The sequence below is a fragment of the Agrobacterium vitis genome (genome assembly GCF_013337045.2).
GTDB lineage: Bacteria > Pseudomonadota > Alphaproteobacteria > Rhizobiales > Rhizobiaceae > Allorhizobium > Allorhizobium vitis_B.
Genome location: NZ_CP118259.1, coordinates 1,718,131 through 1,742,400, shown reverse-complemented (window position 1 = coordinate 1,742,400; position 24,270 = coordinate 1,718,131). Strand labels below are relative to the sequence as shown.

Annotated in this window: 23 protein-coding genes; 13 read left to right on the top strand and 10 right to left on the bottom strand. The window is 57.3% G+C overall.

Going from position 1 to position 24,270, the window contains the following annotated elements; genetic code table 11:
• Window positions 1–150: 150 nt before the first annotated feature.
• Both G6L01_RS08430 and G6L01_RS08425 read right to left on the bottom strand, forming a co-directional pair.
• Window positions 151–1,074 carry a pseudouridine-5'-phosphate glycosidase gene (locus G6L01_RS08430; protein ID WP_070164919.1) on the bottom strand — a complete coding sequence of 308 codons (924 nt, stop codon included), beginning with the start codon at window positions 1,072–1,074 and terminating at the stop codon, window positions 151–153.
• Window positions 1,071–2,036 (bottom strand): carbohydrate kinase family protein, encoded by a 966-nt coding sequence (locus G6L01_RS08425; protein WP_070164918.1) that lies wholly within the window; start codon window positions 2,034–2,036, stop codon window positions 1,071–1,073. Before G6L01_RS08425 ends, G6L01_RS08430 begins: the two co-directional genes overlap by 4 nt.
• 246 nt (window positions 2,037–2,282) lie before the next feature.
• On the opposite strand from G6L01_RS08425, the gene recA reads away from it, so the two are divergent.
• From recA to G6L01_RS08410, 3 genes are all read left to right on the top strand, one after another.
• Window positions 2,283–3,371, top strand: coding sequence for a recombinase RecA (recA, locus tag G6L01_RS08420; RefSeq protein ID WP_015916255.1), 1,089 nt, complete (start codon window positions 2,283–2,285; stop codon window positions 3,369–3,371).
• Window positions 3,372–3,540: 169 nt separating this feature from the next.
• Window positions 3,541–6,204, top strand: coding sequence for an alanine--tRNA ligase (alaS, locus tag G6L01_RS08415; protein WP_070164917.1), 2,664 nt, complete (start codon window positions 3,541–3,543; stop codon window positions 6,202–6,204).
• Between the two features lie 67 nt (window positions 6,205–6,271).
• Window positions 6,272–7,669, top strand: coding sequence for an amidase (locus G6L01_RS08410; protein WP_070164916.1), 1,398 nt, complete (start codon window positions 6,272–6,274; stop codon window positions 7,667–7,669).
• Window positions 7,670–7,824: 155 nt separating this feature from the next.
• Here G6L01_RS08410 and G6L01_RS08405 read toward each other — a convergent pair whose 3' ends face one another.
• The 4 genes from G6L01_RS08405 to G6L01_RS08390 all read right to left on the bottom strand — a co-directional run bounded on the left by G6L01_RS08405 (window position 7,825) and on the right by G6L01_RS08390 (window position 12,221).
• The gene (locus G6L01_RS08405) at window positions 7,825–8,595 is read right to left on the bottom strand and encodes an amino acid ABC transporter ATP-binding protein (protein ID WP_070164915.1); all 771 of its coding nucleotides are present in this window, start codon (window positions 8,593–8,595) and stop codon (window positions 7,825–7,827) included.
• A gap of 111 nt (window positions 8,596–8,706) precedes the next feature.
• On the bottom strand, window positions 8,707–9,861 hold the full coding sequence (locus tag G6L01_RS08400; RefSeq protein ID WP_070164914.1) for an amino acid ABC transporter permease: 1,155 nt from the start codon (window positions 9,859–9,861) through the stop codon (window positions 8,707–8,709).
• Window positions 9,862–9,865: 4 nt separating this feature from the next.
• On the bottom strand, window positions 9,866–11,062 hold the full coding sequence (locus G6L01_RS08395) for an amino acid ABC transporter permease (protein ID WP_070164913.1): 1,197 nt from the start codon (window positions 11,060–11,062) through the stop codon (window positions 9,866–9,868).
• A gap of 133 nt (window positions 11,063–11,195) precedes the next feature.
• A complete protein-coding gene (locus tag G6L01_RS08390; RefSeq protein ID WP_174089206.1) occupies window positions 11,196–12,221 on the bottom strand; it encodes an amino acid ABC transporter substrate-binding protein in 1,026 nt (341 codons plus the stop codon).
• Window positions 12,222–12,659: 438 nt separating this feature from the next.
• Between G6L01_RS08390 and G6L01_RS08385 the strand changes: the two genes are divergently transcribed.
• Complete coding sequence (locus G6L01_RS08385; RefSeq protein ID WP_070164911.1) at window positions 12,660–13,850, top strand: cystathionine beta-lyase; 1,191 nt, start codon at window positions 12,660–12,662, stop codon at window positions 13,848–13,850.
• A gap of 51 nt (window positions 13,851–13,901) precedes the next feature.
• Here G6L01_RS08385 and G6L01_RS08380 read toward each other — a convergent pair whose 3' ends face one another.
• On the bottom strand, window positions 13,902–15,080 hold the full coding sequence (locus tag G6L01_RS08380; RefSeq protein ID WP_070164910.1) for an FAD-dependent monooxygenase: 1,179 nt from the start codon (window positions 15,078–15,080) through the stop codon (window positions 13,902–13,904).
• Between the two features lie 38 nt (window positions 15,081–15,118).
• Complete coding sequence (locus G6L01_RS08375) at window positions 15,119–15,364, bottom strand: zinc-finger domain-containing protein (RefSeq protein ID WP_015916247.1); 246 nt, start codon at window positions 15,362–15,364, stop codon at window positions 15,119–15,121.
• On the opposite strand from G6L01_RS08375, the gene G6L01_RS08370 reads away from it, so the two are divergent.
• Both G6L01_RS08370 and G6L01_RS08365 read left to right on the top strand, forming a co-directional pair.
• Entirely contained in the window at window positions 15,353–15,769 is a 417-nt protein-coding gene (locus G6L01_RS08370) for a hypothetical protein (protein WP_070164909.1), read from the top strand. The genes G6L01_RS08375 and G6L01_RS08370 overlap by 12 nt on opposite strands.
• The gene (locus tag G6L01_RS08365) at window positions 15,769–16,554 is read left to right on the top strand and encodes an alpha/beta fold hydrolase (RefSeq protein WP_070164908.1); all 786 of its coding nucleotides are present in this window, start codon (window positions 15,769–15,771) and stop codon (window positions 16,552–16,554) included. The genes G6L01_RS08370 and G6L01_RS08365 overlap by 1 nt, the downstream gene beginning before the upstream one ends.
• A 6-nt stretch (window positions 16,555–16,560) precedes the next feature.
• On the opposite strand, the gene G6L01_RS08360 is transcribed toward G6L01_RS08365, so the two are convergent.
• Window positions 16,561–17,364 (bottom strand): enoyl-CoA hydratase-related protein, encoded by an 804-nt coding sequence (locus G6L01_RS08360; RefSeq protein ID WP_070164907.1) that lies wholly within the window; start codon window positions 17,362–17,364, stop codon window positions 16,561–16,563.
• Between the two features lie 72 nt (window positions 17,365–17,436).
• On the opposite strand from G6L01_RS08360, the gene cysE reads away from it, so the two are divergent.
• From cysE to G6L01_RS08325, 7 genes are all read left to right on the top strand, one after another.
• Complete coding sequence (gene cysE, locus G6L01_RS08355) at window positions 17,437–18,261, top strand: serine O-acetyltransferase (protein WP_070164906.1); 825 nt, start codon at window positions 17,437–17,439, stop codon at window positions 18,259–18,261.
• A gap of 341 nt (window positions 18,262–18,602) precedes the next feature.
• Window positions 18,603–18,806 carry a DUF3126 family protein gene (locus G6L01_RS08350; RefSeq protein ID WP_060717075.1) on the top strand — a complete coding sequence of 68 codons (204 nt, stop codon included), beginning with the start codon at window positions 18,603–18,605 and terminating at the stop codon, window positions 18,804–18,806.
• A gap of 191 nt (window positions 18,807–18,997) precedes the next feature.
• On the top strand, window positions 18,998–19,351 hold the full coding sequence (locus G6L01_RS08345; RefSeq protein WP_070164905.1) for a phasin family protein: 354 nt from the start codon (window positions 18,998–19,000) through the stop codon (window positions 19,349–19,351).
• A 412-nt stretch (window positions 19,352–19,763) separates the two neighbouring features.
• Entirely contained in the window at window positions 19,764–20,111 is a 348-nt protein-coding gene (clpS, locus tag G6L01_RS08340) for an ATP-dependent Clp protease adapter ClpS (RefSeq protein WP_041698048.1), read from the top strand.
• A 10-nt stretch (window positions 20,112–20,121) separates the two neighbouring features.
• Window positions 20,122–22,608: an ATP-dependent Clp protease ATP-binding subunit ClpA gene (gene clpA, locus G6L01_RS08335; protein WP_070164904.1), complete on the top strand. Its 2,487-nt coding sequence runs from the start codon at window positions 20,122–20,124 to the stop codon at window positions 22,606–22,608.
• Window positions 22,609–22,734: 126 nt separating this feature from the next.
• The gene (locus G6L01_RS08330; RefSeq protein WP_070164903.1) at window positions 22,735–23,511 is read left to right on the top strand and encodes an AzlC family ABC transporter permease; all 777 of its coding nucleotides are present in this window, start codon (window positions 22,735–22,737) and stop codon (window positions 23,509–23,511) included.
• Window positions 23,508–23,840: an AzlD domain-containing protein gene (locus tag G6L01_RS08325; RefSeq protein WP_070164902.1), complete on the top strand. Its 333-nt coding sequence runs from the start codon at window positions 23,508–23,510 to the stop codon at window positions 23,838–23,840. The genes G6L01_RS08330 and G6L01_RS08325 overlap by 4 nt, the downstream gene beginning before the upstream one ends.
• On the opposite strand, the gene G6L01_RS08320 is transcribed toward G6L01_RS08325, so the two are convergent.
• Entirely contained in the window at window positions 23,835–24,260 is a 426-nt protein-coding gene (locus tag G6L01_RS08320; protein ID WP_070164901.1) for an HIT family protein, read from the bottom strand. The genes G6L01_RS08325 and G6L01_RS08320 overlap by 6 nt on opposite strands.
• Between the last annotated feature and the right edge of the window lie 10 nt (window positions 24,261–24,270).

Here is a 24,270-nt window from a genome sequence, read left to right as displayed (position 1 = left end):
AGAGAGAAAATGAATACTAACAAATTACAGAATGAGATTTGGTGAAAGGTCGTTCCAGCGCCGATGGCCAACGATAAATCGACAACAATAAACTGCCGTCGTGTCTGATCGGGGGCATTGTTGCCCCCAATCTGCTTTGATATCAGATGCTTACAGCATCGCGACGGCAATTTCCGCTGCAAGACGTGCGTTGTTTTCCACCAATGCGATATTGGTGGTCAGGCTGCGGCCGTCGGTAAGGTGATAGATTGCGTCGAGCAGGAAAGGCGTGACGCCTTTGCCGGTGATTTCCTCGCGTTCGGCCGCGGCCAGCGCCCGTCCAATATAGATTTCCATTTCCTCGCGCGCAATTTCGTCTGCTTCCGGCACGGGGTTGGCGATCAACATGCCACCATCGATACCCAATTGGTCGCGTACCTTCTGGAAATTGGCAATTGCCGCCGGGCTTTCCAGTTTAAGTGGGCTTTTCAAACCCGATTCCCGCGACCAGAAGGCTGGAAATTCGTCGCTGTCGTAAGTCACGACAGGTACGCCACGGGTTTCCAAGACTTCCAAGGTCTTGGGAATATCAAGAATGGCTTTTGCCCCGGCGCAGACGACGATGACCGGGGTGCGCGCCAGTTCTTCCAGGTCGGCTGAAATGTCGAAGCTTTCTTCCGCGCCACGATGCACGCCGCCGATGCCGCCGGTGGCAAAAACCGAGATGTTGGCGCGGGCGGCGGCGATCATCGTCGCGGCTACCGTGGTAGCGCCGCTGCGGCGTTCGGCAATGGCGTAGGCGAGATCGGCCCGAGAGACCTTCAGGACATCAGTCATCTGCGCCAGTTTTTGCAGCTGATCTTCTTCCAGCCCGATATGCAAGACACCTTCAATCACGGCGATGGTGGCCGGTACGGCGCCGCCGTCGCGAATGATTGCCTCCACGCTTTGCGCCATCTCAACATTTTTCGGATAGGGCATGCCATGGGTGATAATGGTGGATTCCAGCGCGACAATGGGAGCATTGTGCGTCTTGGCCGCAGCCACTTCGCGGGCGTATACGATGGGCAGGAGCGGGGAAATCGAACGGGTCATGGTCGGGAACTCGTTTGGTGGGAAAGGGCGCGCGGCTCGCCAACAAGGCCAAGGCGCACGGCGAGGCGATCTGCGGTGAGATCCTCGTCTGTTGCCCTGTCTGATAGCAGGGTCAGGCCAGCCAAGGCAACACCGTGGCGCAACGCCAGCGGCAAGGGACTGTCATTCACTCTTTGCGAAAGCACTCCTGCACAAAGCGAATCGCCAGCCCCGGTCACATCGGCCAGTGCTTCCAGCGGCGGCGGCGTCAGGGCGTAGTCACCGCTGGGATCAAAGGCCACGACCGGCCCCGCACCATTGGTGACTACGCCGCCCTGGAGGCCTTTGGCGCGAAGCAGGTCTGGCCAATCAGAAGGGTCATCCGGCCTTATTCCAGCTAGTACCGCGGCTTCAGCGCCATTGAGGAACAGCATATCGAAGCTATCGAGGCAGGCTGCGTATCGCACCACCTTGGCCGGTGAAATGCCGATCCCGGCCAGAGGTTTGGCAAGCTGGCGCGCCATCGTAGCAATCGCCTCCAGCGTCTCCTGCGGCAGGTTGGCATCAACCAGCAAAAGGTGTGCGGTCTCGAAAGCCTCGCGAACGGCGCGTACTTTCAGCCGGCGCGGCGAGAATAAACGGTAGAGCTCCATATCGGCAAGGCCGATCACCAGATTGCCGTCTTTTTCCAAAATAGCAGTGTAGCTTGGTGTGCTCCGGTCGAGAAAGGTGAAAGGCCGGTCGTCAACACCAGCCGCTTCGGCCGCGACCGCAACTCGTTGCCCAAGCGCATCGCCGCCGCGGGGACTGATCATGGCAACATTCAATCCAAGCCGCGCCAGGGCGCGTGCAGCGTTAAAGCCGCCGCCACCCGGTTCTTCCAGCCATCGCCCCGGATTGCTGGCGCCAGGAACGGTTTCCGCATCAATGCGTCCGCGCCGATCAATATGCGCGCCGCCCAGAACGAGAATGTCGAGACTCATATCTGCCAGCCTCCTTGAAACAGTGGAAATTCGAATCGCGAAGGCGTCATTCCCTGGGGTGTCATAGGCTGGAAACCAACTTCTCTCGCTGGCCAATGCCATGGAAACATTAAGAGAACACCCGTCAGATTAAAAAATAAACACAACGACTTGAGTAGGACTTGCAAAAACAGAACAAACCATGTACATAGTCGCTGTCTGCTGTTTCGTTGCCTACGCGGCTTCAATAACCTAAAGGTGGTTCAAATGTCACAAAATTCTTTGCGGCTCGTAGAGGACAAAACGGTGGATAAAAGCAAGGCATTGGAAGCGGCCCTGTCGCAGATCGAGCGATCATTCGGCAAGGGCTCAATCATGAAGCTCGGTGCGAACGAAAAAATCGTGGAGGTTGAAACCGTATCGACGGGTTCTCTCAGCCTCGATATCGCGCTCGGCATTGGTGGTCTTCCCAAAGGCCGTATCATTGAAATTTATGGACCGGAAAGCTCCGGTAAAACGACGCTTGCGTTGCAAACCATTGCCGAGGCCCAGAAAAAGGGCGGCGTTTGCGCTTTCGTCGATGCCGAGCATGCGCTGGATCCGGTCTATGCCCGCAAGCTGGGCGTTGATCTCCAGAATTTGCTGATTTCGCAGCCAGATACCGGCGAACAGGCACTGGAAATCACCGATACGCTGGTGCGTTCGGGCGCCATCGATGTGCTGGTGATCGACTCGGTTGCGGCCTTGACGCCGAAAGCTGAAATAGAAGGCGAAATGGGCGATAGCCTGCCGGGCATGCAGGCGCGGTTGATGAGCCAGGCGCTGCGCAAGCTGACGGGTTCGATCTCGCGTTCGAACTGCATGGTGGTTTTCATCAACCAGATCCGTATGAAGATCGGCGTGATGTTCGGTTCGCCGGAAACGACGACTGGCGGTAACGCCTTGAAATTCTACGCTTCGGTTCGTCTTGATATTCGCCGTATCGGTGCCGTCAAAGATCGCGAAGAGATCGTTGGTAACCAGACCCGCGTCAAGGTGGTCAAGAACAAGATGGCGCCGCCCTTCAAGCAGGTGGAATTCGACATCATGTATGGCGAAGGCGTGTCGAAGACCGGTGAATTGGTCGATCTGGGCGTCAAGGCCGGGATAGTTGAGAAAGCCGGGGCCTGGTTTTCCTATAATAGCCAGCGACTGGGGCAGGGCCGGGAAAACGCCAAGATCTTCCTGCGTGATAATCCTGCGGTTGCCGATGAAATCGAAACGGCGCTTCGCCAGAACGCTGGTCTGATCGCCGAGCGCTTTCTTGAAAATGGCGGTCCGGACGCCAATGACAGCGTCGGTCTTGATGACGCTTGATTGATCGGGACCACTTATCTGGTGGTTGGACCTGTTCATTGTTGCGGGCTGGGGATTTACATCTCCGGCCCTTTTCTTTCGATAGGCTGGACAGGCGTCATGGCGGACGATAAAAGCCGTTGTTTTCTGACGTCTGTCCGGCAACGGACACTTATTCCAAGGGCATCCCATGAGCGGCGTAAATGACATTCGGTCGACCTTCCTCGATTACTTCAAGACCAATGGTCATGAAGTTGTTGCGTCGAGCCCGCTCGTGCCGCGCAATGACCCGACCTTGATGTTCACCAATGCCGGCATGGTGCAATTCAAGAATGTCTTCACCGGACTGGAACACCGGCCTTATTCCCGTGCGACCACGGCGCAGAAATGCGTTCGGGCCGGGGGCAAGCATAACGATCTTGACAATGTCGGTTACACGGCCCGTCACCACACGTTTTTCGAAATGCTGGGCAATTTTTCCTTCGGCGATTATTTCAAGGAAAATGCCATCGAATTGGCCTGGAACCTGATTACCCGGGAATTCGGCATTGATCGCAACAAGCTTTGCGTCACCGTTTATCATACCGATGACGAAGCCTTTGGCTTGTGGAAGAAAATAGCCGGTCTGCCGGAAGAGAAGATCATCCGGATTGGCACCAGCGACAATTTCTGGGCAATGGGTGATACCGGTCCCTGCGGTCCGTGCTCCGAAATCTTTTATGACCACGGCGACCATATCTGGGGCGGCCCTCCGGGCTCTGCCGATGAGGATGGCGACCGGTTCATCGAGATCTGGAACCTGGTTTTCATGCAATATGAACAGGTGACCAAGGAGCAGCGGGTCGACCTGCCGCGTCCGTCCATCGATACGGGCATGGGCCTGGAGCGGGTTGCGGCCCTGTTGCAGGGCAAACATGACAATTACGATATCGACCTGTTCCGCGCCCTGATCGATGCTTCCGTCGATCTCACCGGTGTTCCGGCTGAGGGAGAGCGCCGGGCCAGCCACCGGGTGATTGCCGATCATCTGCGGTCGTCCGCATTCCTGATCGCTGATGGTGTGTTGCCATCGAACGAAGGTCGCGGCTATGTTCTGCGCCGGATCATGCGCCGCGCCATGCGCCATGCGGAACTGCTCGGCTCCCGCGATCCGATGATTTACAAGCTTTTGCCTGTGCTTGTGCAGCAGATGGGGCGCGCCTATCCGGAACTGGTCCGCGCCGAGGCACTGATTTCCGAAACCTTGAAGCTCGAAGAAAATCGTTTCCGCAAGACGTTGGAGCGTGGCCTTTCGCTGCTATCCGACGCGACCGCCACTCTGAACAAGGGCGATAGCATTGACGGCGAGACCGCTTTCAAGCTTTACGACACCTACGGTTTTCCGCTGGATTTGACGCAGGATGCGCTGCGGGCCCGTGGCATTGGCGTCGATATCACCGGCTTTAACGATGCTATGCAGCGCCAGAAGGCGGAAGCCCGTGCTAGCTGGTCCGGCTCAGGCGACAAGGCGACGGAAACTGTCTGGTTCGAATTGAAGGACAAGCACGGCGCAACTGAGTTTCTCGGTTATTCCGCCGAAAGCGCCGAGGGAGAAATCCAGGCGCTGGTGCGTGATGGTGCGGTGATCGAGCAAGCTGCTGCGGGCGAGAATGTCCAGGTTGTGGTCAACCAGACCCCATTTTATGGCGAATCCGGTGGTCAGGTTGGCGATACCGGTGAAATCGTTGGAGATGGATTCGTTCTTGAGGTGCGCGATACCCTAAAGAAGGGCGAGGGGCTGTTTGTCCACGTTGCCACGGTTCGTGAAGGGACTGTTCGCGCCTGTACGGTCGTCGCGCTCAATGTTGATCATGCTCGGCGCTCCAGACTACGGGCCAACCATTCCGCGACGCATCTGCTGCATGAGGCCTTGCGCGATGTGCTAGGCAGCCATGTGGCACAGAAGGGTTCGCTGGTTGCGCCGGAACGTCTTCGTTTTGACATTTCCCATCCCAAGCCTGTCACGGCGGAGGAGTTGAAGATCGTTGAAGACATGGCCAATGAAATCATTGTCCAAAATGCTGCCGTCACCACCCGCTTGATGGCGGTGGATGATGCGATTGCCGAGGGTGCCATGGCGCTGTTCGGCGAGAAATACGGGGATGAAGTGCGTGTCGTGTCGATGGGTACGGCGGTGCGCGGTCCCAAGGCTGGCAAGCCCTATTCCATTGAGCTTTGCGGCGGAACGCACGTCTCGGCGACAGGCGATATCGGCTTGGTACGGCTGGTGGCCGAAAGCGCTGTTGGTGCAGGTGTCCGCCGGATCGAGGCCCTGACAGGCGAATCCGCCCGTGCCTATCTGGCCGAACAGGACGAACGTGTCAAAGCGCTGGCATCCGCCTTGAAGGTCCAGCCCGTCGATGTCGTTTCTCGCATAGAAGCTTTGGTGGACGAGCGCCGCAAGCTGGAACGTGAATTGGCTGATGCCAAGCGGAAGCTTGCCATGGGTGGCGGCTCAACCGGCGCTGCCGACGTGCCGCGCGACTTGGGCGGGATCAAATTCATCGGCAAGCAACTCGCTGGGATCGATCCGAAGGATCTCAAGGGCATGGCCGACGACGCCAAATCTGTACTCGGGTCTGGCGTGGTCCTTCTGATCGCAGTGGCCGAGGATGGCAAAGCCAGTGCTGTTGCGAGTGTGACGGCTGATCTGACTAGCAAGGTTTCCGCTGTCGATCTGGTCCGGATTGCCTCATCCGCCCTTGGTGGCAAGGGCGGTGGTGGACGGCCCGATATGGCCCAGGCAGGCGGTCCTGATGGTGCCAAGGCCGACGATGCCATCGAAGCCGTTGCCAAGGCCATTGAGGCGGCCTAATCTCAAGCCGTAAGACCGTCGGCCTTCATCTTTTTGGTCCGATGCGGTAGCGCGGAGCATGAGGTTGATGGTTGTTGAGGATCAAGAGCCAACGCTCGGCTCGTCTGTCGCTCATGCGGAACGGTGCCTGGAAAACCTCGGGATTTTCGAGCATCTTGAGGCGTTCCTTTGCCTCAATCCAATGATGTTGGATGAGGCGAAATCTGTGGACCGCCGGCATGAAGAGGGTGAGTACCTTCCGCTGCGGAGCGTGGTTGTTGCCGTCAAGGACAATATCGAAACCGCGGGGCTGAACACGACCGGCGGGGCCGTCGCCCTTAAAGACTATGTGCCGCGTCGTGATGCCTTTGCACTGCGCCGGTTGAAACAGCATGGCGCGGTGGTGATCGGCAAGACCAATCTGGATGAACTGGCCGGGGCGGGAAGCACATTAAGCTCGCTTGGCGGCCAGTCACTCAATCCCTACGATCCGTCCCGTACGCCAGCCGGGTCTTCCGGCGGCTCGGCTATTGCGGTAGCGATTGGGGCTTGCAACGTTGCCCTCGGCACGGAAACAGTAAACTCGATCCGCAATCCCGCTCATGTTTGCGGCGTTTTCGGATTGAGGCCAAGCCGGGGGCTGATCGCCCGAAGCGGAACGATTCCCGTCTCGCCGACCATGGACGTGCTGGGGCCGCTCGCGGGGACGCTCGAAGATCTGGCGCTGGCATTTCGGATGATGATTGGCTTTGATCCGGATGACGCCGTGAGTTTGGCGGCCCGCGACTTGGATAGGGATGGTCTTAAGGTTTCACGGTGGCCGAAAGTCGAGGGCATGCGCATCGGCGTGCTGAAGGGGTTGTTTGGTAAGGGCGAGGAGCATGTCGGCATCAACCGTTGCTTGGATGCTGCTTTTGAGCGACTTCGCAGCAGGGATGTCGTTGTTGTCGAAATTGAGGAACCACGGTTTAATTCTCTATCGCTATATAATGATCTGGCGCTGCATGCTCACGAATTTGAAAGCGCATTCGACGGCTGGCTGAGCGGCTTGAACACCGGTGCCCCGATCCGTAGCTTCAGAGCCTATGTCGAAGACGGACGCTGGCCTCATTCGACCATGCATATGCTGCTTAAAACGGCCCTGGATGCGGATAGGGATGACGCGAAGCTAGATTATGCCCGTAAGATCGCTGCTGCGAAGACGATACGAATGCTTACCGAGGAGCTGATGCAGGGGCATCGGCTCGATGCGCTGGCCTACCCTGCGCAACATCGTACCGCTCTTTTGATCGGTGAACAGTCGAGACCTGAACGCAATGGCGTATTGGCTTCGGCGCTTGGGTGGCCCGCCATCAATGTGCCGGTCGGGCAAGCTGACGGGTTGCCGGTTGGGTTGGATCTGATGGCAGTTCCGTTTCAGGAAGCCCTGCTGTTTTCACTGGCAAAAGCCGTGCAAGGACCGCCTGTACGGCCCCCGATTCCATAGCGTGACGGGTCTATCTGGATTCATCTGACATTCTATGGCGTTCTCTTTCGCATGTCTTTTCGGAAAAATCGGTTTCCACTTGTCCCTGACAAACACGACAGCGCCGTGCACCATATATGGCGCACGGCGCTGTGCTCCAGGATATTAGTCAGATCCTAGTGCAGGATCTGGCTAAGGAACAGCTTGGTGCGCTCGTGCTGTGGATTGTCGAAGAACTCGGCGGGCGCGTTCTGTTCGACGATCTGGCCCTGGTCCATGAAGATCACCCGGTCGGCAACCTGGCGGGCGAAGCCCATTTCATGGGTAACGCAGAGCATGGTCATGCCTTCTTCGGCCAGACCCACCATGGTGTCCAGCACTTCCTTGACCATTTCCGGGTCAAGCGCCGAGGTCGGCTCGTCGAACAGCATGATCTTCGGCTTCATGCAAAGGGCGCGGGCGATGGCGACGCGCTGCTGCTGGCCACCGGAAAGCTGGCCTGGATATTTATTGGCCTGTTCCGGGATCTTGACGCGCTTCAGATAGTGCATCGCGACTTCTTCGGCTTCCTTCTTTGGCATCTTGCGAACCCAGATCGGCGCCAGCGTGCAATTTTCGAGGATCGTCAGATGCGGGAACAGATTGAAGTGCTGGAACACCATGCCGACTTCGCGGCGGACTTCATCGATCTTCTTGAGGTCGTTGGTCAACTCGATGTTATCGACGATAATCTGTCCGGTCTGGTGTTCCTCCAACCGGTTGATACAGCGGATCATCGTTGATTTGCCGGAGCCCGACGGACCAGCGATGACAATCCGCTCGCCGGTCGCGACCTTGAGGTTGATGTCACGAAGGACGTGAAATTCGCCATACCATTTGTTCATGGCAATCAGTTCGATTGCGGTCTTGGTCGGGGCTTTCTCGATGGAGGTTTGAGCTTCAGCCATAATTGAGTTTCCTAGAAGTGGAGTTTGTCGGGAAAGCAGGACGTCGATCTTGTCCCGACAAACGAACGAAAGAATGAAGCAAATGTCGGATCAGGTCGAAACCGACAGATGCTAGTGCTTGTGGCCCGTGTCGAGGTGCCGTTCCATGAAATACGAGTAGCGCGACATGCTGAAGCAGAACAGCCAGTAGATGAAGCCTGCAAAGACCAGACCGGTTACGGCTGTCTCAGGCGTTGCCCAGTTGGAGTCCGACAGGTTGAGGATGACGATGCCCAGGAGGTCGAACATGCCAATGATCGAGACCAGTGACGTATCCTTGAACAGCCCGATAAAGGTATTGACGATGCCCGGAATGACCAGCTTGATCGCCTGCGGCAGGACGATCAACCGGATCTTCTGCCAGTAGCTCAGGCCAAGCGAGTCGGCACCTTCGAACTGCCCCTTCGGGATGGCCTGCAGGCCGCCGCGAATGACTTCAGCCATATAAGCCGATGAGAAGATCGAGACACCGACCAAAGCGCGCAGCAACTTGTCGAAACTCCAGCCATCGGGAAGGAATAACGGCAGCATGACGCTGGCCATGAACAATACGGTGATCAAGGGGACGCCGCGCACCACTTCGATGAAGATCACGCAGAGCATCTTGATGACCGGCATGGTCGACCGGCGGCCAAGCGCCAGCATGATGCCAACCGGCAGCGACACCGCAATCCCAAAGAAGGACAGAATCAGGGTCACCATCAGGCCGCCCCAACGGGCCGTTTCCACATGCTCGAGGCCAAAGCCGCCAGTGAGCAAAAAGAAGGAAACTACTGGCAGCACCAGAAACAGCAGCAGGGCATTGGTACCCTTGAACGGCGCCTTCGGAATCAGCATGGGAGCCAGCAGGACGGCGAACAGGATCATGACGGTCAATGGACGCCAGATCTCTTCGCTCGGATAGCGTCCGAAGATGAATTGCTGAAACTTGGCGCCGACAAAGGCCCAGCAGGCACCGGCGCTGCCATCCGGTAATGCCCCGCCCTGAGAGACCGTAAGGCAGGCAATGCGGCCTGCTCCTGACCAGACGGCGTGAACGAACAGCCAGTTGATCAAGCCGGGCAGGACATAGGCCAGAAAGGCCAATGCCAACAGTGTCAGCACGACGTCTTTCGGGGTCGCAATCAGATTCTTGCGGACCCAGGCTGTCGTGCCGATCTGGCCAGCGGGAGCCGGAGAGGCGGATACCATCTCCGTGCGTACAAATACAGGGGTGTGTAATGCCATGATATTACCTCTCGACCAGCGCCATCTTGGCATTAAACCAGTTCATGAAGACCGCAGTGCTGATGCTGATCGTCAGGTAGACGGCCAACCAGATGGCAACAATCTCGACGGCCTGTCCGGTCTGATTGAGAATCGTACCTCCGACGGCGACGATATCGGCAAAGCCGATGGCGACAGCCAGGGAGGAGTTTTTCGCAAGGTTCAGATACTGGCTGGTCAGCGGCGGAATGATTATCCGCATCGCCTGCGGCACGACAATGAGCCGTGAGGTATGGTTATGCTTGAGGCCGAGGGCGCTGGCCGCTTCTGTCTGCCCCTTGGAGACAGCCTTGATGCCACCGCGAACGATTTCCGCTATGAAAGCGGCGGTGTAGAAGGACAGCGCCAGAAACAGCGAGGTGAACTCGGGTCCGACGACCGAACCGCCCTGCATGTTGAATCGACCGACAATTGGAAGATCGAAGGTCAACGGCATGCCGATCACCATAAACACCAGGAATGGAAAGCCGACGATCAAAGCCAGCGACGACCATAGGATTGGAAATTGTTGGCCTGTCGCCATCTGGCGCTTGCGGGCCCATTTCCTAACGAGAATGGAAAGAACGATACCGATTGCGATGGCAGGCAATAGCAGCCAGGCCTCGTCGCCGAAAATCGCCTTTGGAAAGGTGACGCCTCGATTGTTCAGATAGATATCGAAAGGCAGCGCAATGGAATCGCGCGCCTGCGGCAGAATGGCGATGACGCCGCGGTACCAGAAGAAGATGACCAGCAGCGGCGGAATATTGCGGAAAATCTCGACATAGACCTGGCAGAGCTTGGCGATAAGCCAATTGTGCGACAGCCGGCCAAGGCCGACGGCAAAGCCGATGATCGAGGCGGTGATGATCCCAGCCACGGCGACTTGCAGCGTATTGAGCAGGCCGACGACCAGCGCTCGACCATAGGTGGAATCACTGCTGTAGCTGATCAGCTGCTGACCGATGTCGAAGCCGGAGCGGCCTTGCAGAAAGCCGAAGCCGGAGGTGATATTGGCTTTTTGCAGATTGTGAATGGTATTATTGGCGACCATCCAGATGAAGGCGACCAAAATTACTAAGGTAACCACCTGATAAAATATGCCCCGGACCTTCGGGTCGTAGATGAGCGATGCCGCGCTGACCGATCCGGTTTTAGAGGAGCTCGAATCCTGTATTGCCATTGAGGCTTTTTCCCCCTTTTTCACCCTTGGTTTTGGGTGCGCATGTCCTTGCCCTTTTGCAATGGGGAGGCGGTGCGGACACCGCCTCCCCAGAAAGGCTTGGTTTGGGTTGGTTATCGGACCCGGTTGCGGATCAGCGGATCGGCGGGCCGTATTGCAGGCCACCCTTCGACCACAGAGCGTTGACGCCACGGGCAATCTTCAGCGGGCTGCCATTACCGACATTCCGGTCGAAGACCTCGCCGTAATTGCCAACGAGCTTGATGACATTGTAAGCCCAGTCTTCCTTGAGGCCGAGATCAGTGCCCAGCTTGCTGCCGGATTCAGCGCCGAGCATGCGCTTGACGTCCGGACCGCCATTGGCCTTCATTTCGTCGATGTTCTTGGAGGTCACGCCGGCTTCCTCAGCGTTCACCATGGCATAGTGAACCCAGCTGACCACGTCGAACCACTTGTCGTCGCCCTGACGCACAGCCGGTCCGAGCGGCTCCTTGGAAATGACTTCCGGCAGAACCATGTTGTCATCGGGGTTCTTCAACTTCAGACGGATCGCATAGAGGCCGGACTGGTCGGTGGTGTAGACGTCACAACGACCGGCGTCGTAGGCCGAAGTCGCGTCGTCTTCCTTTTCAAACACGACCGGGTTGTATTTCAGGCCGTTGGCCTTGAAATAGTCGGCAAGGTTCAATTCGGTCGTGGTACCGGTCTGAACGCAGACGGCCGCGCCGGACAGTTCCAGAGCCGACTTCACGTTGAGGCTCTTTTTCGCCATGAAGCCCTGGCCGTCATAATAGTTGACGGTGCGGAAGTTGAAGCCGAGCGAGGTGTCGCGGCTGATCGTCCAGGTGGTGTTACGCGTCAGCACATCGACTTCACCCGACTGCAATGCGGGGAAGCGGTCTTTACTGGACAGCGGCGTAAACTTGGCCTTGGATGCGTCGCCGAAGACGGCGGCAGCAATGCCGCGGCAATAATCGACATCCAGACCCGACCAGTCGCCCTTGTCATTCGGAGCGGAAAATCCCGGAATGCCCTGGCTGACGCCGCATTGAACAAAGCCTTTTGCCTTAACATCGCTCAGCGTGTCGGCCGAGGCTGCCGATGCGCCAAAACCAAATGCCGCAGCGCCAAGCGCAACTGACAGGAGCGTCTTTTTCATGTTTCCCAACCTTTTTTCTGTTTGTCTTCCCTCCGGTGCCTGACACGGCTCTTGCCCCTCTCCATGCACCGGTGCCCGGGTTGTGACCCTAGCAAGCCCATCACATTCATAAATGGGTTCATGGTCAAGTGTTGATGGGTGGAAATTGCGTCGAAAAGTGGCAATTCGATTTTTTTGCTCATAAATTAGGCCGACAACACAGGAAAGCCGCAGTTGATGATGAAAAATTAGTCTAAATGGCGCCGTTGAATTTCATTGTCCCGGTGACGCGGCAAGGCTTGACCATGCTTGGCTGGCCTGTTCAAAAAAAGAAGTGGTGAAGCGGCGGCGATAAACCGATAACGAGGTGGATTGCGCCGCTATCTTCGATAGTCATAACTCTTGGCAAGTTGCTCGATCGGGCAGGCGGCCAGCACGTGAAAAAGGCAGTTATAGCGGATGTCCGACAAAAAAGACTGGTTGACGAGCGCTGGCACCAATACAAAATTGTGCCATATCGGCCATGATCCCTCAAGCTACCATGGTTTTGTCAATCCGCCGATCGTCAAGGCATCGACGGTGCTGTTTCCGACTGCCGAAAGCATGGAAACGCGGACGCAGAAATATACCTATGGTACCCGCGGCACCCCGACAACGGACGCGCTTTGCGATGCGATTGACGTTCTGGAAGGCTCGGCTGGCACGATTATACTGCCCTCCGGCCTTGCTGCAATTACCGTTCCTTTCCTGGCTTTCCTGTCGCCTGGCGATCATGCGCTGGTCGTTGATTCGGTCTATGACCCGGCTCGGCATTTCTGCGATACGATGTTGAAGCGGATGGGTGTCGAGGTCGAATATTACGATCCTGCCATTGGTGCAGGTATAGCATCGCTGATGCGCGCCAATACAAAGCTAGTTCACGCCGAGGCTCCTGGCAGCAATACATTTGAAATGCAGGATATTCGCCTTCTGACTGACATCGCTCATAGTCATGGCGCCGTGGTCAGCATGGACAATACCTGGGCAACACCGCTCTATTTCCGGCCCCTGGATTTCGGTGTCGATATCTCCATGCAGGCATCAACCAAATATCCGGCTGGCCATTCCGACATCCTGATGGGGACGGTTTCGGCCAATGCGGCCTGCTGGCCGCGCCTTATGGCTGCCAATGGCGCCATGGGCCTCTGCGGTTCGGCAGAGGACAGTTATATGGTTTTGCGTGGCCTCAGAACCATGGCGGTCAGGCTTGCTCATCACGATCGCAGTGCTCGTATCGTTGCAGAATGGCTGGAGACGAGGGGCGATGTTGCGCGCGTCCTGCATCCGGCCCTGCCCAGTTTTCCCGGCCATGACATCTGGAAACGCGATTTCAAAGGTGCTTCGGGGATCTTTTCCTTTGTGTTGGCGGAAAGCGATCCGGCGCGGTTCAAGCGCAAGGCGCATGCCTTTCTCGATGCCTTGCAGATTTTCGGCCTTGGATGGTCCTGGGGCGGTTACGAAAGCCTGGCGGTACTGGCCAATGTCGGCGACCGCGTTGTTGCCAAACCGCCAACCGATGGGCCTTTGATTCGTCTTCAGATCGGACTTGAAGATGTTGCCGATCTCCAGGCGGATCTGGAGCGTGGTTTTGCTGCGGCAGCTACTGTTTAACTGTCTGATCCGAAAGCAATTTCTGGTTGAAGGCATCGGACAATTTACTGCTTACCGGTCTGTCAAGGCAGGCCGGTAGCCGTAGAGCCAGTCGAGATCGCGGGCAAAGCTATCGGAAGAACGCAAGGACAAAAGGACGTCTCGCCCAATTTGCAGCGGCCCCTTGGCGTGATAGGCAAATTTGTTGATTGCCCCTCGTTTGCGCACAGCGCTGACCCGTTTTTGCCGACTGGCCTCATAAGCCGCGAGCGCCTGGGGGATGGACCGCCTGGAGACGAGATCGGCAAGTTCGAAAGCGTCTTCGATGGCCATGGCGGCCCCCTGGGCCGAGAAGGGCAGCATGGCATGGGCGGCATCACCGATCAGCACCAGATCCCGATCATTGTGCCAACGGCCATTTCCAGCCTGAAACAGCGGCCAGAAGGTCATATTGGTCTTGGCATTCGCCAGCATGGTGCAGATGTCGCTATTCCAACCTTTGAAGGCCCGCTCCAGCAGCAGAGCCTGGCTATCCTGCGTTTGAGCCGCCCATCCTTCGCCGGGATCGACGCCCGCGCCGATGGCCACGATGTTGATACTGTCGGTATCGCGCAAGGGGTAGGTGACCATATGGGCATTCGGCCCCAGAAAGGCCGTTACGGACTGTCGGTCGAGAAAGGCGGGGGCCTCGGCCTGGGGAAGGGTGACGCGCCAGGCGATGCTGCCGCTGAAGGACACGTCCGGGCCGCCAGCCACGAAATTGCGCAACCGCGACCAGACGCCGTCGGCAGCGATCAGCAGGTCGGGACGCTCGCCGGTCTGCGTATCGCGCAGGATTTGCGCATCGGGACTTTCGACCCTCTGGTCCAATGTCAGAGAGCAAAGCGGATTTTGCGCCACGGCCTCAAGAAGAGCCTGTTGCAGCGTTGCGCGATGCAACACGCCATAGGGCGCCTGCCAACGGGATTTAGCGTGTGCGCCAACCGGCACGTTGCACAGGCGTTTCAAGCTGATGCCGGAGGCGAGCGCCACCACATCCGGCTCATGCCAGCGCGCGCGCAGGTTCTCGAGAACTCCGAGTTCGTCGAGAATCCAGGTGACGTTTGGCGTCAGTTGCAGGCCTGCGCCGACCTCAAGCAATTGCGGGCTTTTCTCAAAAATCCGGGTCGCGATACCCACGCGGGCAAAGCACAAGGACGCGACAAGGCCGGCTATGCCGCCGCCGACAATTGCCACGGTTTTCGTGGACATGGTGATAATCCGATCGCTGGCGCGTCGCTGAGAGCCGCTCAGGCCGCCTTGACGTGAAAGACGCAGCCTGCGGGGTTGGTTTCGGTTGCCTTCAGGCTGCTGTTATAACGATAGAGCGTTGAGCAGTAGGGGCAGACCTTCTCGGTGTCATGGCCGAGGTCGATGAAGATATGCGGATGATCGAAAGGAACGGACGCGCCGGTGCACATGAATTCCTTGACGCCGATTTCGACAAGCCGATGTCCGCCGTCGTTCTGGAAATGGGGAATGGAATGACCGGCCATGTCTATGCTCCGAATGCCTTGTTGCCCAGTTTCCGAGGCCTGCAAGGCCTGGAAACTCAACTGAAGATGAAACGTTTATGGCGCGTGATCGGCATCTCTGCCACCGCCATGCACCGCGATTGGGTTGCGCCAGACATTAGCCGCCTTTTTTTGAAATGGGTAGAGCCAATGCAGGGCGCTGCCGATTGTTTTTACAGAATTGGCGTGCGTTTGCAGGGGGTAGAAGCAGATAACGTCTTGAACCTTGCAGGGGTTACGACTTATGCAGCAAGGAGTACTGCGTATCGCAACCCTTGCGGATGTCTGGCGTCGTCCTGTCCTTGTTGGCAGGTTGGGGATGGCATGTTGTGGGGCGGCGGGCCGGGTCATGCTGCCTTGATCGACTATCAACTGGACCGATTGTGATGAATTTGAACGCTCCCGCTTTTTCCCGCTTTCGTCATGACGGTCTGGAGATCGCCTATTTCGATGAGGGCGATCCGTCTGGCCCGGCGGTTTTGCTGATCCACGGGTTTGCCTCCAGCGCCCTGGTCAATTGGGTGCATCCTGGCTGGTTGAAGACGTTGGGCGATGCTGGCTACCGGGTGATCGCACTCGACAATCGCGGCCATGGCCAGAGCGACAAGCCGCATGAAGCGGAAGTCTATCATCCTGAAAACATGGCAGCGGATGCCACAGCGCTGCTCGATCATCTTGGTGTGGCTGAAGCGCATGTGATGGGATATTCCATGGGCGCGCGGATTTCGGCTTTCATGGCGCTGGATTTTCCGCAGCGGGTCCGCTCGCTGGTGTTTGGCGGGCTTGGCATTGGCATATCCACCGGGGTCGGCGACTGGGACCCGATTGCCGATGCGCTGCTGGCTCCTTCGCTTGATGATGTGACCCATGAGCGCGGACGGATGTTTCGCGCCTTTGCCGAGCAGACACGCAGCGACCGGCTGGCGCTGGCCGCCTGTATCTCTACGTCGCGCGATCTGGTGTCCGCAGCCGAGCTTGCCACAATCACCATGCCTGTCCTAATCGGTGTCGGCACAGTGGATGATATTGCCGGATCACCCCATGAACTGGCGGCGTTGATGCCCAATGCCCGCGCCATCGATATTCCCAAGCGCGACCATATGCTGGCGGTTGGCGACAGGGTGTTTAAACAGGCCGTTCTGGAATTCTACGCCGAGCTGGATGGCCGGTAGACGTTTTTATTCTCCGGTAAAGATCGGTTGGCGTTTTTCGCGAAAGGCCGCGCGGCCTTCACGGTAGTCGGCGCTTTCGAACGTGGTGGAGCCAAGAACAGCGGCCTCGCTCAGCAGGCTGTCGTCCTGGCTTTCCGTTGCCCGCAGCGCCAGCTTGGCAGCGTGGATAGACAGCGGCGCATTGGCGGCGATGGTTTCTGCCAAAGAAAAGGCAGCACCGTCAAGAGCTTGAGGGGCGACGAGATCGCCCAAAAAGCCGCAGCTCAATAGAGAAGCGGCGGGAAATGCCTGACCGGTAAACAGCGCCCGCCGGGCGATCTGGCTGCCCAGCGTCCGACTGAGGTCGGCAACGGCATCTGCTGGATAGGCGAGGCCAAGTCGGGCTGCGGGTATGGCGAAGATTGCGGTGTCGTCGGCGATCCTGATATCGGCGGCGGCGGCAAGCCCGAAGGCCCCACCATAGCAAACCCCGCGAAGTGAGGCGATGACAGGCACCCGCGCCTCACGAATGGCCGCGAAAGCCGCACTATTGTCAGCCTCGTAGATCCGCGCCTGCCGGCTGTCATTGCGCACGGCGTCAAATTCGGAAATGTCGGCGCCGGCGCTGAAATCCGTCTGGCCGCCACCTGTCATGACGATGCAGTGAACCCCTGCCTCTCCAATCAGCCAGTCCAGTGCCGGGGGAATGGCGCGCCACATGGCCTGGGTAATCGCATTCTTGCGTGTCGGATTGTCGATAATCAGCGCGCCAATGCCATTTTGTCCGGCCACCCTTATGCCGTTATCTGCAAAGGTCCGCGCTTTTTTCATGTCATGCCCCCATCTGGTCTGATCGATAGATCATCTATATAATGGAAGATGAACGTCAACGAGGAGATTGCAATGGCTGTCATGCACGATCTTGCTGTGCGCGAGATGATCAAGCCCATGGACCCGATCTGGGACAGCATGCGCCAGGAGGCCCGCAGTGCCGCCGAGCATGACCCACTCCTGGCGGCCTTCCTTTATTCCACCGTGCTCAACCACCGTTCGCTTGAAGGCAGCGTGATCTACCGGATCTGTGAACGGCTCGACCATGCCGACCTGCAATCCAGTCTTTTGCGCCAGACTTTCGAGGAAATGCTGACCGATTGGCCGGAATGGGGCACCGTGCTGCGCGTCGATATTCAGGCCTATTACGACCGCGACCCGGCATGCCTGCGCTTTATCGAGCCTGTGTTGTATTTCAAAGGATTTCACGCGATCCAGACCCATCGGCTGGCCAACTGGCTTTGGAACAAAGGCAGGCGCGATTTTGCGCTCTATTTGCAAAGCCGGTCCTCCAGTGTGTTTCAGACGGATATCAATCCGGCTGCCCACATCGGCAAGGGAATATTTCTGGATCACGCAACAGGCCTGGTGGTCGGCGAGACAGCACGGATCGGTGATAATGTTTCAATCTTGCATGGGGTGACGCTGGGCGGCACCGGCAAGGAAGGGGCAGACCGCCATCCCAAGATTGGCAATGGTGTCCTGATCGGCGCGGGCGCCAAAGTGCTTGGCAATATCGAGATCGGCTGCTGCTCACGCGTGGCCGCCGGTTCTGTTGTGCTGAAGCCTGTACCGGCTGGCAAGACCGTGGCAGGCGTACCGGCCAAGGTGGTCGGCGAGGCAGGCTGTGCGGAGCCGGCCCGCTCGATGAACCAGGTGGTGTCCGAGGACGGCTGACGTAATGCGTGCCCATACGGTCTCAGAAGTCACGTTGATTTCGAGAGGTCGTGCTGGAGTGCGAACGATATAACATCGGGGCCGCTTTGGTTGGCGATCAAGAATCGCCCTCTCTGTTGATTTTTTAGTGAACCGATTCCGCTTCCAGCAATTATCCCTTAAAAGCAGGGGCGGATCGATATTCCCGGCTTTACACAGCTGTTTGGCCCATGCGACAAGCAGGCCGCCGAAGCATGGTTCGTGCGGTTTGTCAGTCACCGCCATGCTGGAATTTTGAGAGCGCTGCGGCACCATGGCCGGATCGAAGGTTCGTGCTGCGCAGACAATCCATGGAGATTTTTGTGAAAGCAGACGAAATCAAGAAGCTGGACGCTTACTTCAAGCGGACTTTCAACCCGACGATGGCTGTAAAGGCGCGCCCGCGCAAGGATGACTCGGCAGAAGTGTATGTGGGCGATGAGTTTCTCGGCGTTGTCTTCAAGGATGACGAGGATGGCGATCTGTCCTATAATTTCTCGATGGCCATTCTGGATGTCGATCTTTGATCACAGGTTGCATTCATAAGGAATGCATTTATTGATATTTGATAATGAAGGGCGGCCTCGTAAGGGGTCGCCTTTTTTTTGTTATTGATAAAATGCAACTTTTTGGCGATGACGCACTGCACAATTTGACTTGACCAATTTTAGCAATCTGTCTTATGGTTTGGGTCAGCAGAGGAAAAAGGAGTGCTGTTATGTTGAATTTCGAAGACGTGAACAAAAAGAGCAAAGAAGCCGTCGATACGATGGTGAAGAATTATTCCGAGGTTGCCAAGGGCATGCAGTCGATCGCTGCCGAAGCCCAGGATTATTCGAAAAAGTCCTTCCAGGATCTGGCTGGTTTCATGGAACAGTTGACCGCTGCCCGCAGCATCGAGACTGTTTTCGAGTTGCAGACGAAATACGCCAAGACGTCCTACGAAGCGTTCGTGTCGGAAGCCACCAAGATCACCGAAATGTATGCCGACCTGGCCAAGACGGCCTATAAGCCTTACGAGGCTCCTCTTGCCAAGGCTTCGAAAGCGGCGTCCGCCGCGACGGCTGCCTGATCATTTTTTATTGATGTCGTTGCAAACGGCCGTCCTGTGGGATGGCCGTTTTTCGTTGGTGATTCCCGTGCTAGCCCCGGTTTGGCGGCTCGTATCGATGCGCGGTCTTATAGTCAGCCTGGGGCATTGCTGGGGAGACAATATGATTATCTGGTGGTAATCTCAGCTCGAATTGAACGCGCTGCGATTGCTGGTCTGGAAAACGCGGGTAAGGCACTTATCTTTAGGCCTGTTGCGTCGGTATCGGGACTTGTCCGGGGTGCCTTTTTGAGGTCGGACACGCAATTCTCTTTGCAGTGCGTATCTATGGGCTTAAAATCGATGAGAAATGGACTACCTTAATGAATCTGTGAGGTCTGGCGGGATTCGCCTTTTGCGATGAAGCGGCCGGAACTCGGGAGAATGGATGGAAATGATCGCGCAACCGATCGTCATGCAAGCGCAGGGTAACAACGACGGACCAAACAGGGGCACGTCGGTTATCACGCGCACGAAGCCGAAAACCAAGAAGCCCAATTTATATCGCGTTCTGCTGCTAAATGATGACTATACGCCTATGGAGTTCGTCATCCATATTCTGGAGCGGTTCTTCCAAAAAGACAGGGAAGCGGCAACCCTCGTCATGCTGCACGTACACAACCACGGGGTAGGGGAATGCGGCGTCTTCACCTATGAGGTCGCCGAAACCAAGGTAAGCCAAGTTATGGACTTCGCGCGGCAGCACGAGCATCCGCTGCAATGCGTCATGGAAAAGAAATGAGGATCTGACCGTGCCAACATTTTCTCCGAGCCTGGAAAAGGCGCTGCATCAGGCACTGACTTTTGCCAATGAGCGCCACCACGAATATGCGACGCTTGAACATTTGCTGATGGCACTGATCGATGATGCCGATGCGGCCGCCGTGATGGGCGCCTGCAATGTGAACCTCGATACGCTGCGCAAGACCGTGAGCGATTACGTCGATAATGAGCTGGCCAATCTGGTGACCGGCTATGATGAGGATTCCAAACCCACCTCCGGCTTCCAGAGGGTCATCCAGCGGGCTGTCATCCATGTCCAGTCTTCCGGTCGGGAAGAAGTGACCGGTGCCAATGTTCTGGTGGCGATCTTTGCCGAGCGTGAAAGCCATGCGGCTTACTTCCTGCAAGAACAGGAAATGACCCGCTATGACGCGGTCAACTACATATCCCACGGTATCGGCAAGCGTCCGGGCACCTCCCAGCCTCGCCCGCCACGCGGTGTCGAAGAAGAGAGCGAAGCCAGCCAGAAGCCGCCGCGTGAGCAGGAGGAGGGTCCGGCCAAGAAGCAGCCGGAAGCCCTCAAGGCCTATTGCGTCAACCTGAATGAAAAGGCCAAGACGGGACGCATCGATCCGCTGATCGGTCGTCATGACGAGGTCAACCGCACCATTCAGGTTCTGTGCCGCCGCTCAAAAAACAATCCGCTTTACGTCGGCGATCCAGGTGTGGGCAAGACGGCAATTGCCGAGGGCCTCGCCAAGCGGATCGTCGAAGGGAAAGTGCCTGAGGCGCTGGCCGATGCGACGATCTTTTCGCTCGACATGGGTACGCTTCTGGCCGGTACGCGCTATCGCGGCGATTTCGAGGAACGCTTGAAGCAGGTGGTCAAGGAGCTCGAAGACTATCCGGGCGCCGTGCTGTTCATCGATGAAATTCATACGGTGATTGGCGCAGGGGCCACCTCCGGCGGGGCGATGGATGCCTCCAACCTGTTGAAGCCCGCCTTGTCGTCTGGCGCGATCCGTTGCATCGGTTCGACCACCTATAAGGAATATCGGCAGTTCTTCGAGAAGGACCGGGCACTGGTGCGCCGGTTCCAGAAAATCGATGTCAATGAGCCGTCTATCGACGATGCCATCGAGATCATGAAGGGCCTGAAGCCTTATTTCGAGGAATATCACAAGCTGCGGTACACCAACGAGGCGATCAAGACGGCTGTCGAGCTTTCGGCCCGCTATATCAGCGACCGCAAGCTGCCGGACAAGGCGATCGACGTGATCGATGAGACGGGTGCCGCGCAAATGCTGCTGCCTGCCTCGCGTCGCCGCAAGCTGATCACCGAGAAGGAAATCGAAGTCACCATCGCCACGATGGCGCGGATTCCGGCCAAGACCGTGTCCAAGGACGATGAGTTGGTTCTTGCCAATCTGGACAAGGAACTGCGCTCGGTTGTTTACGGTCAGGATGATGCCATCGAAGCGCTATCGACGGCGATCAAGCTGGCGCGGGCAGGGCTGCGTGAACCCAATAAGCCGATTGGCTCCTACGTCTTCTCAGGTCCGACAGGCGTCGGCAAGACCGAGGTTGCCAAGCAATTGGCCGCGTCGCTTGGCGTGGAAATGCTGCGCTTCGATATGTCTGAATATATGGAGCGCCATACGGTGTCGCGTCTGCTTGGGGCTCCTCCCGGCTATGTCGGCTTCGACCAGGGTGGCCTGCTAACCGACGGCGTCGATCAGCATCCGCATTGCGTGGTGCTGCTGGACGAAATCGAAAAGGCCCATCCTGACATCTACAACATCTTGCTGCAGGTCATGGACCACGGCTCACTGACCGACCATAATGGCAAGAAGATCGATTTCCGCAATGTGATCCTGATCATGACCACCAATGCGGGTGCATCGGAAATGGCCAAGTCGGCTATCGGCTTTGGTTCTTCCAAGCGCAGTGGTGAGGATGAAGAGGCGATCAATCGTCTGTTCACCCCGGAATTCCGCAATCGTCTGGATGCGATCATTCCGTTCGCCCCGCTGCCAAGCGAGGTTATCCACAAGGTCGTGCAGAAGTTCGTCATGCAGCTGGAAGCTCAGCTTTCGGAACGTGGCATTACGTTCGACCTGTCGGAACCGGCTGTCGCCTGGTTGGCTACGCGTGGTTATGACGAGAAAATGGGCGCCCGACCGCTTGGCCGCGTCATTCAGGAGCATATCAAAAAGCCTTTGGCCAATGAGATCCTGTTCGGCAAGCTGAAAAAAGGCGGGATCGTCAAGGTCGGCACCGTCACCAAGGATGGTGACGAACAGCTATCCCTCGACTGCGTGGCCGATGTGGCGCCGGTCAAGCCGAAGAAAGAAGCCGAAATTGCCGCCGTGGTGCCTGATGATGGCGAGGTCATCGCCAAGCCTCGCTCCAAGGCTAAAAAAGTCGCCAAGGCCGAGCCGGAAGTTGAAGCCTTGAAGGAGACCAAGCCGGTCGCCAAGAAAACCACGGTGCCAAAGGTGCCGAAAAAGAAGTAATTCTTTTGAAAGAACGGTCAAATTTTTGACAGCATCAATGCCGGGCAGTTTGCCCGGCATTGTCATGAGCGGAAGCGCTAATTCTTTTGGCGCTGTAGGCCGTTTCGCACTTTTGCTGGAAATCTTATGTCATCTCTCCTTCTTGCCGACCGCAGTCAGTTGCGCTGGTTCTTCACGGGCATGCGCGGCCTTTTTAGCCTGCCGGCGATTATTCTCATGGTATCGTTTGTCGGTTTCAGCGCCTTCGCGTTGCAAAGCGGTGTCAGCCGCAATGAAGCGATGTTCATGACGGTGATCGTCTGGGCCTTGCCTGCCAAGATGATCCTGATCGGAATGATGTCGAGCGGTGCCAATCTGCTGGCCTGTTTTCTGGCCGTATCGCTTTCCTCAATCCGGATGATGCCGATGGTTGCCTCACTGGTGCCGGAGATGCGCGACCGCAAGACACCGACCTGGCTCCTGCTGTTCCTGTCGCATTTCGTCGCCATTACCGCCTGGGTCTATGCGATGGGCAATCTGAAGACCGTGCCGCGCGAAGGGCGGGTGGCGTTCTTCGCGGGCTTTGGCCTGACTTTGGTGGCAGTCAATACCATTCTGGTCGGTGTGTGCTATGGCCTTGTCTCCAGCCTGCCGCCGCTTGTTGCCGGTCTGCTGTTTTTCCTCACGCCGGTCTATTTCGTCGCCTCGATCTGGGCGACGGGCAAGCAGCGGGTTGTGAAGATCGCCTTCGTGATCGGCATCGTCTCCGGGCCGCTGCTGGCACTCGCAGCTCCAGGTTTCGACATCCTAATCGCAGGACTGGGAGGCGGCACGCTTGCCTATCTGATCGACCGGCAAATCCGCCGCCGAAGCCATGAGCCCTCGGATATTCAGCCGGTTGAAAACCTGGCGGAGGAGCTATGATGGCGGAGTTCTGGCCCTATCTGGTTATCATCGTCGCTGGCTGGCTGGCGACCGATCTCTGGCGCTGGCTGGGCGTGCTGGCCGGAAACCGCCTTCAGGAAGGTTCCGAGCCGCTCTATTGGGTGAGGGCAGTCGCCACGGCCCTGGTCATGGCCGTGACTGCCAAGTTGATCGTCTTTCCAACCGGAACACTGGAACACTCGCCGCTCTGGCTGCGGCTCACGGCCACCGGTCTCGGCTTTGCAGCGTTCCTGCTTGCCGGTCAGCGGATCATCGTTGGCGTTCTGGTGTCGCTGGGTGTGTTAGCGGTAGGTTTGTTTGTGCTATAGCGCTGCGATAATCTTCGCGGCATTGGCCTTCAGCACGTCGATATTCTCCATGCCGCCCACATGTGGCTTCAATGGCTGGCCGTCATGGCGGGGAATGACGTGGAAATGGAGGTGAAACACGGTCTGGCCTGCGGCAGGCTCGTTGAATTGCGCAACGTAGACACCGTCGGCATCGAAGGCCTGTTTGACGGCAGCAGCCAGTTTCTGCACGACTGGAATGAGTTTCGCCAGCACAGCCGGATCGGCGTCCAGCAGATTTCGGGAGCCCTGCTTTGGAATCACCAGGCAATGGCCCGGCGCCTGCGGCATTACATCCATAAAGGCCAGCGCGTCGTCATCCTCATAAAGCTTGATCGAGGGGATGTCGCCCTTGAGGATCTTGGCGAAAATATTGTCTGGATCATAGGCCGAAATGGTCATTATCTGTCTC

Bases quoted from the DNA above. Each gene is read 5' to 3' on its own strand.
- G6L01_RS08430 (WP_070164919.1), bottom strand. From the start codon at position 1,074: ATGACCCGTTCGATTTCCCCGCTCCTGCCCATCGTATACGCCCGCGAA.
- G6L01_RS08425 (WP_070164918.1), bottom strand. From the start codon at position 2,036: ATGAGTCTCGACATTCTCGTTCTGGGCGGCGCGCATATTGATCGGCGC.
- recA (WP_015916255.1), top strand. From the start codon at position 2,283: ATGTCACAAAATTCTTTGCGGCTCGTAGAGGACAAAACGGTGGATAAA.
- alaS (WP_070164917.1), top strand. From the start codon at position 3,541: ATGAGCGGCGTAAATGACATTCGGTCGACCTTCCTCGATTACTTCAAG.
- G6L01_RS08410 (WP_070164916.1), top strand. From the start codon at position 6,272: ATGGTTGTTGAGGATCAAGAGCCAACGCTCGGCTCGTCTGTCGCTCAT.
- G6L01_RS08405 (WP_070164915.1), bottom strand. From the start codon at position 8,595: ATGGCTGAAGCTCAAACCTCCATCGAGAAAGCCCCGACCAAGACCGCA.
- G6L01_RS08400 (WP_070164914.1), bottom strand. From the start codon at position 9,861: ATGGCATTACACACCCCTGTATTTGTACGCACGGAGATGGTATCCGCC.
- G6L01_RS08395 (WP_070164913.1), bottom strand. From the start codon at position 11,062: ATGGCAATACAGGATTCGAGCTCCTCTAAAACCGGATCGGTCAGCGCG.
- G6L01_RS08390 (WP_174089206.1), bottom strand. From the start codon at position 12,221: ATGAAAAAGACGCTCCTGTCAGTTGCGCTTGGCGCTGCGGCATTTGGT.
- G6L01_RS08385 (WP_070164911.1), top strand. From the start codon at position 12,660: ATGTCCGACAAAAAAGACTGGTTGACGAGCGCTGGCACCAATACAAAA.
- G6L01_RS08380 (WP_070164910.1), bottom strand. From the start codon at position 15,080: ATGTCCACGAAAACCGTGGCAATTGTCGGCGGCGGCATAGCCGGCCTT.
- G6L01_RS08370 (WP_070164909.1), top strand. From the start codon at position 15,353: ATGACCGGCCATGTCTATGCTCCGAATGCCTTGTTGCCCAGTTTCCGA.
- G6L01_RS08375 (WP_015916247.1), bottom strand. From the start codon at position 15,364: ATGGCCGGTCATTCCATTCCCCATTTCCAGAACGACGGCGGACATCGG.
- G6L01_RS08365 (WP_070164908.1), top strand. From the start codon at position 15,769: ATGAATTTGAACGCTCCCGCTTTTTCCCGCTTTCGTCATGACGGTCTG.
- G6L01_RS08360 (WP_070164907.1), bottom strand. From the start codon at position 17,364: ATGAAAAAAGCGCGGACCTTTGCAGATAACGGCATAAGGGTGGCCGGA.
- cysE (WP_070164906.1), top strand. From the start codon at position 17,437: ATGGCTGTCATGCACGATCTTGCTGTGCGCGAGATGATCAAGCCCATG.
- G6L01_RS08345 (WP_070164905.1), top strand. From the start codon at position 18,998: ATGTTGAATTTCGAAGACGTGAACAAAAAGAGCAAAGAAGCCGTCGAT.
- clpS (WP_041698048.1), top strand. From the start codon at position 19,764: ATGATCGCGCAACCGATCGTCATGCAAGCGCAGGGTAACAACGACGGA.
- G6L01_RS08330 (WP_070164903.1), top strand. From the start codon at position 22,735: ATGTCATCTCTCCTTCTTGCCGACCGCAGTCAGTTGCGCTGGTTCTTC.
- G6L01_RS08325 (WP_070164902.1), top strand. From the start codon at position 23,508: ATGATGGCGGAGTTCTGGCCCTATCTGGTTATCATCGTCGCTGGCTGG.
- G6L01_RS08320 (WP_070164901.1), bottom strand. From the start codon at position 24,260: ATGACCATTTCGGCCTATGATCCAGACAATATTTTCGCCAAGATCCTC.